The organism is Microbispora rosea, from assembly GCF_900156315.1.
GTDB classification, from domain to species: Bacteria; Actinomycetota; Actinomycetes; order Streptosporangiales; family Streptosporangiaceae; genus Microbispora; species Microbispora rosea.
On sequence record NZ_FTNI01000051.1, the window covers coordinates 22866 to 34708 of the forward strand.

An 11843-nucleotide genomic window follows, 5' to 3' on the forward strand; every position below is an offset into this window, starting at 1 on the left:
ACTATGCCCCCCTTCTACGCAGAGTGATCTCGTGGTCCATGGAGTATGTACGGAGAAGGGCGATCTCTTCATCCGACACCTGGTTGAGAGTGAGGCTCTGCATGCCGATTCGTTCCAGGAGTGCGATTAGAGGCCCTGGGGGGTCTTGTGCGTCAGCGAGCGTCTCGCGGATGCCTGTTAATCCTGTGATGAAGAGGCGAATGCTGCTGCTACTTATATCTGTGGAGTCTGCGAGGCTCTTTAGCCTCCTGAGCTCCTCACGAACTTGTTTCTGAAGACCGCTTTCGAGCATTATGGCCCTGCCCGTGGGTAGCAACCCGAGTTGATCGCTAGCCCAGATGCGCCAATTTCCTGCTATATCGGCAGCGATACCCTCTGTGGCGGCCTTGAGTTTCCGCGTAGCGGCGTTGAAGGCCTGATTGCTTGGCAGTCCGTCCTGTGCAGCTTTCCGGCTAAGATCCTCTCGACCTAAATCTGCGCTGGAGAGGTCGATGGTAATGCCCGTCGCCTCTTGCAAAGTCCAAGCAAGGCTGATCTTTCGCTCCAGGGCGTTGATCGCAATGCGCAGTGCCTGCACACGCTCGCGAACATGTTGCTTCTGCTGCTCGTCTTTTTGTCCGAGATCTAGCGCACGGGAAACGCTCTGTATCCGCAGTGCTTTGTTGAGTATGGAAGAAGAGGTCTCAGTCACCGAGATCACCTTCCTTAGTGGCGCTGAGAGAGGCCCACTGTCTAAGTAGTCCTTTGAGTTCGGCAGCGATATTGTCGTCGCCTGATGTACCGCTGCGGGCCGCTGCATCGGACAGCGCAGTATCCAGCCACTTATCGGCTGCGATTAGAAAGTTGTGGGCGTGCTCGATTGCTGCACCGCGATCCCGGGCCGCAGCGCGCACTCGCGTTTCGATGGCATTCGGGTCATCGCCTCGGACGGACTTTTCGAGGTCATCCTCGAGTCGTGACACGATACGCCAATCAAGATCTACTGCTTTTGTATATAGATTCTCTAGGTTAGTCTTGTCGAGGCGGGAGGGGGAAAGGCCGACTTTCTCTGCTTCCTTGAGGGCCTGCATAACAGCCCCCAATGAATCGGTGCCGCTTACGCCGCGGGGAACGTGGTGGCGTAGACGTTGGAGAACGCCGGCCATCTCGTGGATTTGCTCGTCTGCGACGTCTATCCATCCCGAGAAGTTGTTCACGGCGGGCTTCACCCATGCGGGGACGGTCGGATCCGGGTTCCATGTCCAATTGTCGGTCGCCTGCTTGAGGAGTGGCAGCACTCGTGCGGCGTCAATCATTCGCACCGCCCCGGTCCCTTGGGCGACTCCGACGCTTATGCGAAGTCGTTCGACGAGGGCAGTTCGGTGCGCCATGTGACCGGTCAGCATGCGTTGCCATTTTTGTGTACGCAGGTACTGATCCTGCCGACCCCATCCCGAGCCGTCGTGGAGGCATGCAGCGAGCAGGGAAGCTTCATCGATACCGGGCCATGCGATCCCCGCAAGCGCGGCACCGATCAGGGACGCACGAAATCCGAGTACGAGTTGTTCATCGGAGATTTCGAAGTATGTCTGGAGCCTTGACGTGACTTCATGGGTTTTGGCTTCGCTTAGGGTGGCTAGCCGCCTGACATCTGAAACGCGGGTAATGGGTGCTCCTGCCATTGCCCTGACCCAGCTCTGGAAGGACTGACTATTGAAAGGGTTACGAGCAAATTTGATTGGCGCCTTCTCTACGCCAACGATTCGCTCACTAGCTCCGTCGATGGATACGATGGTTGCGTTGTTTGGCCAGGCGCGTTCAACTTCTGTTTTGGCTAGCTCTTTCATGAGCGGCGTTGTCCAAGGATAGCGTCTTATGATTGCGTCGTTGATCACGCCTCGGAGTTCGCGCGCGATGTCTTGAGGTAGTGGACGGTCGGCACGTGCTCCCCAATCCTCGACAGTCGCAAGTCGCTTTCTAAGCGAGGCCTTGAGTGTTTCGTCCCGTGGGCCCGGTTCGATAATAGGGGGAACGATGGGGTTTGGGGGTTGGACCCCATCGGGTAGGCGCTTAAGCCCGAAAGCAGTGAGCAGGTCAGTGTTGATGTGTCCGGAATGTGGGCCATTGCCCCAAAATTCGAGAACTCTTTTCAGGCGGTCGGCCTGCTCGGGCATAGTGCTGTCGACCGCGCTGGCTATGGATGTGGGCAATGGGTCATCGATCGCCGCTGTGCGGTATCTGTCCTTGAATCTTTCGCCGGGGAAGGTGTCCGATCGGAGTTCGTCTGTATGTTCGATCAAGATCGGGCGTAGAACGGTGCTGAGGACAGTACGGGGGACGAATGCCCATGGCTGATCACGTGGTGCTACGGAGTGGATCATGCGGGTTAGTGCAGGCCGGTTGAATGGATAGAGGCCGTAGCCTTCCTCGCTGTGCCCAAATGCTTGGTGGCACTCAGTCCGTAGTGGGCACTCATCGCAATGGTTTGGAACCAGTTGGCCTTGAAGGCGATCCAGTTCGGTGTCTCCAACGCGGGCAGCATTCAGGTAGCGACCTACGAACGAGGCGATCTGCTCCGTCCCGTCGTCTTCATTATTGAAGACGCGGTCCAGGTCGTAGACATAGCCCGATGTTGCTGCGGCGACACGACTCATCACCGTCTCAGGCAGATCTCTGAAGTAACCTGTTGTAACCGCCATCAACGTGCGCATCGGGGCGTACCGTGTAGTGCCCTCTCGGGTTGCTGACTCTGTGAGTGCTTCGAGCAGTTCGCCCTGTACGCCCTGGATCAGCGCGAAGTCTTCGATGAGGAGAATGATCTCCTTCTTTTTCTCCGCATATCCTTGGCGCACTTGCAGCATGGCCTGAAGCAGTCGGCCGACTCCAAGGTTGGATGCGCTGCGAACTGCGCTTTCGAGTGACTGATTGAGCAGGTCGACTGCGGCGTGTTGAAGCTCAGGACGCGTAAGCAACATCTGGAGGAGTCGCTGCGAGATCTGCGCTGCCTGCTTCACGTCCTGAAGGCTGAGAGGAAGGTCTTCGACTGTGAATCCTGGAGGACGTTCAGCGGAACTTGCTCCACGGTCACGCAGAAGTTGTGAAGCCAACTGGGGGACGTACCTGCCCGGGGCAAGCATGTGTTCTTGGATATAGGGATCTTGGAGAATCGATGCAAGGCCCCTCGGGCCGGCCAGGACGCGAGTGGCGGCGCCAGGGAGGTCGTTTGGTGTTGTGGCCGCGAGAGTCTCGTTGAGGGCGTTTATCAGTCGACGGGCGAGTTTTTCTTCGGTTGTTCCGCTACTGAAGGACCGTACTTCGGACCTTAGTTTCTCTAGCGATTCATCCTCGAGCCCTTCGAGGAGTGCTTCTATAACTGCTTTGAGGCTGGTCTGCGACTTTTCGAGATAGATGACCTTGTATTTTCCGGTGGAGGTCGCATTATCGGCGATCTTTTCTCGGACCCATCGGACGAGATGGGACTTTCCGGAGCCTGAGTCCCCTACGACCGGCATGAGGAGCGTGCCTGTGCTCGATCTCCGTTTGAGGAAATCGTTGAGTACTGCCATTTCATCGGTCCATTTATCCGGCACGGGAGAGAGTGAGCGACCTTGGATTCGTGCCTGTCGAATACGGAGAGGCGCGTGTGTGGCCAGGAAGATCGCGGGGGAGGGGTTGACTGCCTCGGTCTTGATCGTCCGAGATGCAACCTCGGGGTCCCAGCAGAGGTATCCGCGAAGTTCAGGCATTGCTGTCCTTAATCGTCACCGAACTGAAGCTCTGTACGTCCTGATCCTGAACACGGAGGAATTGCTGGGCGTCAGCGTCTCTTTCGAGCTGCAACCAGTCCTCATCTACGCCGCGGAGGAGGGCGAACGATACGGCCGGGCCAGCCGTGCTCTCTCCGGAGGATTCCAGGCCAACGTCAATGGAATATGAACCGCCAGGTAGGACGGGCATAGCTTCGCGTAGCTGTGTTAGAAAGTCTGCTGCCCCAACCTTACTGCCTGGCTTCCATAGGCTTAGGACCGTTTGTTTGATCGCGGAAGTGCAGTCGGGGACAATTTGATTAGCTGTTCCCTGAGTAGGTAGTGCCGCATTGCCGAATCCTAAGGCTGTCGCCCAGAAGGTGAATCGTGTCCATCGCACGCCGTTAATAATCGCCGGACCGACTTGAGGCTTGAGCGCGTCGACTTGCAACTGTTGAACGTTGTCCCAGTGGAGTGACGTTCGGAGTGGGTCGTGCGTTAGAAACCAGCAGAGTGCGCGGACAAGATCCCGTGGACCGTCTTGATTGCTGTTGCTCCCCAGGTCGGAATTCAAATCCCGATGAAGAACGGCGTTCCGGAGCACGTGAATGAATGCCGAGTAGTCGGTGCCGTCCAGATTAGTCGCTGCTCCAGCTCTGCTGATCTTCTCTCCGTCCATATTTACGAGACGGAGTGTTTGGAGTGTGCTGACTGCATTACCAAACATGTCTTCAGCGCCTGAGGGTAGTGTGGGAGGACTGAGTAGGGCCCTAGCCTCGTTTACGGTGATCGGACGTTGCTTCATCGCCAGAAGACGGATCGTCGCCCACATCGGGGCCGGCCACGATGCCCCAACGTTGATCAGTGCCATCAGAGAGACCTCAGTGCTCGAGTGATCGAAATGCTGTCGCTGTGCAACTCATCTAGGCGATTGCTTGGTTTCTCCGGGTGCCGAAGGTTGCGGTTGTGGATGAGGTATGTGACTTCGGGACTGCCGAAGCGCCAAAACTCAGCGTTACTGAGATCGGAACGGGCGTCATCCAGTACCCAGACGAGTGGTCCCGGGTAACTTGTCAACAGGTCCTCGTCATTGTCCAGTACAAGTGGGTATGAGGAGGTACGTTTCTGGATTCGGTGGGCGATATTCTGAGTGATTCCGGGGCCGCCCATGGTTGCAATACCTCGTCTGCAGAGACCTTCGATCAGTTCCGGCACTAGCGATCGACGTTCTTCCTCTGATTCCCACCAGATACTTATCCCGCCACTGCCGTTGCTCCGATATCGGGCTAGCGGATCGCTGCGCTGTTGTGCCCACGCAACGACGGACGGGTGTGGCTGCCATGGCGTTACGCAAAGTTCTCCAGGCGGAGGTGGAGGCTGATTCTGTCGGCAGTAGGGGCAGCCTCGACATGCCTTCGAGGTTATGAGCGTTCCTGCAGTGCGCTTCAGGACATAGTAGTCTGCGAGCACGTCCGCGATGCATTGCTTACCGTTGATGGCTCGTTTTAGCTGATCCAGTGCGGAAATTTGGGCATCGAGGATCTTTTTGCGCGTTGAACTGAGCGTGTCTGTGAAGTGCTTAGCATTATTGGTTTTGCCGTCGATGATGATAGCGCTGATTCTCGAGTCTAATGTTTCGTAGTACGTGTAGAGGCGCTCCTGCCACTCAGCCTGGCTTTCGCCATCGCGGGAAGTGGGACTGTCGGGTGCCTTCAACTCGATGAGCTTCGCCAATACCATGAGGTTGAGCGTCCGGACGTTCCACTGACGATTGCGCTCGTAACCCTCGGAGAGGTGGGGAGGAAGGGAGTCCAAGCTAAGTAGGTAACCCGATGGTGTGTCCGAAACACGTTGCTGAAACATTGAATTCCAGCGCTTCCAAGCTAGTTCCGGAGTGATAATGGACTGCCTGTTCAGATGCTCTGCGATCGGCAAGTCGAGTCCGGGAGTTATTGCCATGTATGCGATAGATGGACTTCCGTCCCGGCCTCCTCGGCCTACCTCTTGGTAGTAGCGATCGATGGTTTCAGGTACACAAGCGTGCACAATGGTCTTAACGTCGGATAGATCGACGCCGAGACCAAAGGCGGACGTTCCAACGACGATGTCAAACTGAGTTGGTACGACCCCATCCGATGATCGCCCACTCCATCCTTCCAAAGCGACTCGCCTGGCCTCTTGATCTGAGCGGCCTGTCACGGCGGTGACCCGGAAGAAACCGGTGTTCCTGAGGAAGGCCACCCACGAGTTGGCGTCTTCTACCCGTGAGACGTACAACACGGCGGGTTTAGGCAAACGGGTTAACGCTTGGAGGACTGCATGTCTGCGGGACTCCTCGTCGGCGAAGGTGTCGATGTAGTAACTCGGCTCGCTTCTCAGTTGCGAAGCCCACACGATCTCCGTCGCGTCACGACTGCCGAAGAGGTTCTCCAGGGTTTCGACCTGTTGTGCTGTGAGCGTGGCGCTCATGGCGATGGTTCGCGGTTCGTAGCCCTGGGGCGCTCGACGGATCCAGTTACGTCGCTGGCCGGCGATCACTTGGAATGCGGGCCGGAACTCGTTCCCCCACTGCTCAACGAGATGAGCCTCGTCGATGATGACGTAACGGAGTTGGCCTGCCTCGGCGGCGTCATCGAGCGACTTCTGCAGACTCGTTGTCACTGCTTCCGGCGAGGTGAAGAGGACTGGCTGTCGTCCTTGGCGCACGTCCTCGCTGATCTGGTGCTTGATGTCTTCGGGAAGGTCGCCCGTATAGGCGTATCGCCCGGATGGCGATCTCCGTTTGCGCTGGCTCAGGAGTTCCCGTGTTCTCCGCTCCATATCGAGGGCGAGGACAACCGTTGGCACGATGACGAGGGAGACGCCGCTGCTGTTGTCGCCGAGAAGGGTGGGAGCAAGCGCGACAGGCGTTTTGCCGTGGCCAGTAGGAAGGCACACGATGGTCGTGCTTCCAGGGGGAGCCATGACGACCGTGCGAGCTGCTTGCCGCTGCCCAATGGAGTAGTAGGAGTCGTATCCGAGTGCGGCGGCCCAGAAGGGATCGCCAGGCACGCTATCCAAGTGGCGACGTTGATCAGATTCGAGCCCTCGGTGAATCTCCTTGAGGTCCGCCGTCGCAGCCTGCTCGGCCCAGCCCGCTGGCACGTTCGGATGCCAGGACTGTGCTGAGACGGTGAGGACGCCAGGTTCGGTGAGGTGGCCCTGGCACCCCACCTCACGCCACTGGTCAAGCGTCGGGAAGGACGGGTCGATCGGTACGGTCAGCGGCAAGGTATTTCCGCCGACTGCGGCCTCTAAAAGCACTTGGCGAGTGAGCGAGGCGATATCTCGCCACCCCGTTGCACCTTGCTTCACGGCGGTCAAGGCATCGGTGAGGCGTACGATGGTCCCGCGGTCTTCCTGGTCGGAGACCGGTTCGGGCCAGGCGGCAAAAAGGTTCTTTGCCTTGACCCAGTCGCTCATGGCTTGATCCTTCGAAGGCCGGCGCGTACGAGGCATGTCGCCGCAATGAGCTTGATCGTAGGTCGTGTGAGCCCAGCGATGAGAGCATCCGTCACCGCAATGTCGGTGACGAGGCTCTCTGCGTCACCGACCAGATGACCTGCGTCCCGGCGTACTTGGGCCTGGGCTCGGGCAATGGCCACCCGCTGCCATGCTTGTTCTTGTGCCTGTGCACATCTGGTTGCAAGGTCTGTGACCTTGTTGAGGTGTGCGCGGGCGGTCTGCTCGGACAGGTTCGCGGCTTGCGTGTAGCCGTCCCAACCACCGAGGAGATCCAACAGTTCGGGCAAGCGTTTCTTGTTGTAGTTCTGGTCTGGTCCCTTGTCGTACGGTTTGTTGAGCCAGGTCAGCGCTGTGCTGGTGGTTATGGGCGTCTTCCTGCCGGCCTCGATCCATACCTTTAGCGTGAAGGGCGGCAGCAGGCGGTCCGCCTGCCGGCGTATCGCATGCATAGCTTCTGTATGGTCGATGACTAGCTCCAGGGCGTCGCTCAGATCGGCTTCAACGAGGAAGTCGAAGCCAAAGTATGCGATGGGATCACCGTGGAGTTCGTGATCAATCCGTCGGAAGGCGGACGCTTGTCCGCGGTCGTCGAGATGCACGGCCCTAGCGAGAACCTCCACTAGGGGGCTTCCTGCGCGGAAGATCCGCGTGCCCGGTGCGCGCAGGACAGCCGACCGGTTGAAGGCGCCTTGTGTGTGTTCGGGCGACAGTCGGGCCCTGGCCTGAGACCACTGCCGAGGGTCCATCGTGGGGTGAGAGTGTGCGATGTCGAAGACGTCACGTTGGCAGTCGTCGATGGTGCGCTGGGTATGCACGAGTTTGATGCCGCCAGAGCCACTCACGTAGTCCAGCATGGTCCTTCGTGCGCCTGTCCACTCACTCTCCAGCGCAAGGAGCGAGTGAGCGATGTCGTGGGTCTCAATGGAGGTTTCATGGATGGCCTCCAGCATGTCCATTTTGTCGATCTCTTGGCGTGCTGCTGCCAGTGCCATGTGGACGGTGGGGGCTGAGTTCCTGAGTTGTTCGGGTCCGCCTTCTAAAGCAGCAGTCCAGACATTGGGAAGGCTTTCGCTGATCGCGTCCTGCAGGGTGGACACAGATTGGGCGAAGATGCCGTAGCCCTCGGCAAGGAGTTGCGCCCATGAGTCGATGTATGACGCGTCGGAGTCGAAAGCGCCGATTCGGTATGACGCTGCTGGATGGGCGGCGCTCGTTTGGTCGCTTTGGTACCGATCCACCCGGCCGAGGCGCTGCTCAAGTTGGTTGGGCGACCACGGGAGTCGGACATGGAAGACAGCATCGGTGCTCTGCAGGTTGAGGCCGTCCTCGGCTGTGCCATCAGCGATGAGAACGCTTTGGCGTGTCCCGGTCGACCATTCATGGACGGAACGTTCTGCCTCGTCAGCGCCGACACGGTGGGTGTGCTCGTGAACGGACACACCTCGGAAACGCTTTTTGAAACGTTCCACTAGCGTAGGTGCCAACATTCCGGGGCCACAGAAGATGGTTGAGCGGCGACTCCTCCTAAGCGCTGGAAGCATCGCATCGATCACTCGATCGGACTGTGCCTGAAAGTCCGTGAACGCCGATTGTGTGCGGATCTCCTCAAGGAGAGCGTGTTCAAGGCTGAGAACCTCGGGCTTGAGGAGCAGCGTACGCTCAGCAGCGGTCAACCCCGCCCGGCTAGCGGCTCGTTCGTCGCGTAAGACTCTCCAGGCAAGAGCATCCTCAAGATCACTTATTGGCAGTGATGCTCGGGAAGCGAGTACAGCGAGCACCATCGCATAGGGGGTCTTGTGCTCCTCCAACCCCTCGTCGAGTAGGTGATCCCAGACCTGCGACCGCCACTGCTCGACGATGGCCTGCGTGGTTTCCATCGTGCCGTCGCTCACCTGTAGCACGTGAGGTTCGCGGCGCCCGCGTACCTCGTAGGGCATGAATTCGGAGTTGGGATCGTCCTGCAAGACCGTATGCCGGCGATGCCGTATCACCCGTCGGTGTAAACGGTAAGCCTCGCTGATGTGGCCCCGTAGGGACTCAGTACGTTTCTTCAGTTCAGCTTCGTCAACGTTCGTACGGAGTTCGTCGTTCTCGTCCAGGAGGTCGATGACTTTCTGGCTCAACTCTGCGAAGCGCTGGTCGGTAGAGGGGAGGAGTTGCCGAATCTCCTCTATGGCTGCAGGCAGAGCGTAGGTGTATGTGCTGTCCAGCAAGAAAACGCTGTTGGCCAGCTGGGAGCGGAGTTCGTACTTCTTCTGGAAGGCGGCCCGGTCATCCCAGCGGTAGAGACTCTGGTCGAGCAGGTGCAGCATCGCCAACTGTGCTGTGTACCTCGACATCACAGGCGTCGCGGACAGCAGGAGCAAGCGCGGAACGGAATGGGCGAGAGCAGTCAACTGCTTGTAGGGGGACTCCTCAGGACTCGTCACCTGTACAAGACGGTGTACTTCGTCGACCACAACGAGGTCCCAGGCGAGGTAGTTGGACCAACGCTCAGGCGTTTCATGGCTGAGGACTTTGATCTTCGCCGCGGGGAAGTCGTGGATGAAGAACTTGGCGCGCAGTTCTCCGATCCACTGCCGGCGGAGAACGTCGGGCGCAACGATGCAGATGCGGGCCTGGGGATTGTCGATCAATGTCTGTCGGATGACGAACCCGGCCTCAATGGTCTTGCCCAGGCCGACCTCGTCAGCCAGTAGGTATCGCTGTACCGGGTCGGAGAGTACTGTGAGAGCTGCCCTGATCTGGTGGGGGAACAGCTCAACAGCAGATGAGAGGAGAGCGGAGGTGCTCGCGCTCGCTCCTCGCTGGGACACCAGGTTGTGCAGGAAGGGTAGGCGCGCGTTGTAGTAGTAGCCGGACTCGTTGCCTCCTGCCGTGAGGACCGTTACTGGGTTGGCTACCGGCCGATCCCACCGCACACGAAGCTCGTCTTCGGAGACAGGGAAGTCGTAGTCGACGTTGGGGAACGTGACGTAGTGCGTGTGACCCACGTAGCCACGGACGCGGCCTGCTAGCCAGTCGCCAGTGTCCGGGTTGCGTCGGTACACACGTGTCTCGGCCTCTAAGACCACGCCACGGAGTTTGCTGAGAGGCACAATCTGGGAGTAGGCGACAGGTTCGGCGACGGACTCGAAGAAGTCCACGCGTGCGCTTGTCTCAGTGAGATCGCCAACACGCCCGATGCCAGGTGAGTCTGCGTACTCCACCAGTCGGCCAACAGTGAAACGGTCCGGCACCTACGCGTCTCCTCCCACCCACTCAGGACGGCTACCAGCACAACATTGGTTCGTCCTATCGGAGTGAAGATAGCGGCTATCTACGACAAAATGTGATGTTGGAGAGTTCACAGTTGTGGGTAAGGAACTCGGTGCGCTTCGAGTTGAATGTCACTCTGCGTAGCAGTCATGTCAAGCTTGGTGGTCAATTCGCTGTTGAAGGTGTAGCGAGGGCTGTGGCGGGCGGGTTCGCCTCTGGTGATGCGTCGGGCCATGCCGGCGATGGCGGCCCAGCGGATGATGGCCTCCGACACCTCGGGATGGCTTTCGTAGTCCCGGGCCAGGCGCCGGCAGGCAGTCAGCCAGGCCAGCGTCCTTTCCACCAACCCACCTGCGGGAGATGACTGTGAATCCGCGCTGATCGGCGGGCTTGCGCAGGATCTCGATCGTGGTGCCCAACTCTCCTTGGCCCAGTCCACCACCCGGCCAGCGAAGCGCTGGTCGGCGAAGACGTGCCGGATCGGCGTGGTCAGGTACGCCGGGCTCCTCAGTCGAGAATCTGCGGGCCACCTTCGCCGAGGCACGGCGTGTGCTCGCCGACGACGGCACCTGCTGGCTCAACCTGGGCGACGTCTACGTGGCCAACTCCGACGGATGGGCCCGAGGCAAGGACTACAACCACCGCCAGTCCGAGGTACGCCCCAGGGCGCGTCTCGCAGTGCCGCCGAAGAACATGCTCGGCATGCCGTGGCGGGTCGCCTTCGCGCTCCAAGAGGACGGCTGGATCCTCGGCAACGCCATCGTGTGGCACAAGCCGAACGCGATGCCGCAGTCAGTCACCGACCGGCTGTCCAACCGGTACGAGCTGATCTTCGGGCCGCCGGCTGGCCTACAACAAGCGCACGCCTGGCACGCCCGCCGACACCGGGGGCCTGCTGCGCAGCAGGACATGGGGAGCTGGCAGCCGATGACGTGCCCGACCTCCCTCCGGGACGTCGAGCCGGGGGTGCGCCTGCTGCTTCAACTCGACGACGACCCCCTGGCCATCACCCAGGAACCGCCGTTCACCGCCGGAGGGAACGCCTCATGACCGGATCGATCCTGCGAGTCGGCGAGCTGCGTCCCAACCAGCTCCTGCACACCTACGGGGTGGGCGCCGTCGCCGACATGCCCAACCTCTCGGTGATGGTCTGCGGACTAGGTCCTGTTTCTTGGATCACGTGCGGAGCCAGATCACCAGGGCTGCCACGGTCACGGTGCCGAGATAGATGTAAGCGCGCTTGTCGTAGCGGGTGGCCACGGCCCGGAAGTTCTTCAGCCGGTTGATCGCCCGCTCGACAACGTTGCGCTTCTTGTAGCGCTCTTTGTCGAACCCGGTCGGGCGTCCACCGGCCGA

Annotated in this window: 7 protein-coding genes and 1 pseudogene; 1 reads left to right on the plus strand and 7 read right to left on the minus strand. The window is 59.5% G+C overall.

What is annotated here, in order from left to right; all coding sequences use genetic code 11:
* Position 1: 1 nt before the first annotated feature.
* The 6 genes from BXA11_RS42875 to BXA11_RS43565 all read right to left on the minus strand — a co-directional run bounded on the left by BXA11_RS42875 (position 2) and on the right by BXA11_RS43565 (position 10830).
* Positions 2 to 691, minus strand: a complete 690-nt coding sequence (locus BXA11_RS42875; protein WP_143734799.1) for a hypothetical protein — start codon at positions 689 to 691, stop codon at positions 2 to 4.
* Positions 684 to 3725, minus strand: a complete 3042-nt coding sequence (gene dpdH, locus BXA11_RS39780; RefSeq protein WP_076443115.1) for a protein DpdH — start codon at positions 3723 to 3725, stop codon at positions 684 to 686. The genes BXA11_RS42875 and dpdH overlap by 8 nt, the downstream gene beginning before the upstream one ends.
* Complete coding sequence (dpdG, locus tag BXA11_RS42880; protein ID WP_076443103.1) at positions 3718 to 4596, minus strand: protein DpdG; 879 nt, start codon at positions 4594 to 4596, stop codon at positions 3718 to 3720. The genes dpdH and dpdG overlap by 8 nt, the downstream gene beginning before the upstream one ends.
* A complete protein-coding gene (gene dpdF / locus BXA11_RS39790) occupies positions 4596 to 7187 on the minus strand; it encodes a protein DpdF (protein WP_076443105.1) in 2592 nt (863 codons plus the stop codon). The genes dpdG and dpdF overlap by 1 nt, the downstream gene beginning before the upstream one ends.
* Complete coding sequence (gene dpdE / locus BXA11_RS39795) at positions 7184 to 10468, minus strand: protein DpdE (RefSeq protein ID WP_204054013.1); 3285 nt, start codon at positions 10466 to 10468, stop codon at positions 7184 to 7186. The genes dpdF and dpdE overlap by 4 nt, the downstream gene beginning before the upstream one ends.
* A gap of 107 nt (positions 10469 to 10575) precedes the next feature.
* Complete coding sequence (locus tag BXA11_RS43565; protein WP_083744927.1) at positions 10576 to 10830, minus strand: hypothetical protein; 255 nt, start codon at positions 10828 to 10830, stop codon at positions 10576 to 10578.
* A gap of 68 nt (positions 10831 to 10898) precedes the next feature.
* On the opposite strand from BXA11_RS43565, the gene BXA11_RS39805 reads away from it, so the two are divergent.
* Positions 10899 to 11537: a DNA methyltransferase gene (locus tag BXA11_RS39805; RefSeq protein ID WP_275409770.1), complete on the plus strand. Its 639-nt coding sequence runs from the start codon at positions 10899 to 10901 to the stop codon at positions 11535 to 11537.
* 126 nt (positions 11538 to 11663) lie between these two features.
* Here the strand turns inward: BXA11_RS39805 and BXA11_RS39810 are convergent.
* A pseudogene (locus BXA11_RS39810) lies at positions 11664 to 11843 on the minus strand (IS5/IS1182 family transposase); the annotation flags it as partial.

What these genes read in the sequence shown, in the direction of transcription:
- dpdG (WP_076443103.1), bottom strand. Translation starts at nt 4,596, where the DNA reads ATGGCACTGATCAACGTTGGGGCATCGTGGCCGGCCCCGATGTGGGCG.
- dpdF (WP_076443105.1), bottom strand. Translation starts at nt 7,187, where the DNA reads ATGAGCGACTGGGTCAAGGCAAAGAACCTTTTTGCCGCCTGGCCCGAA.
- dpdH (WP_076443115.1), bottom strand. Translation starts at nt 3,725, where the DNA reads ATGCCTGAACTTCGCGGATACCTCTGCTGGGACCCCGAGGTTGCATCT.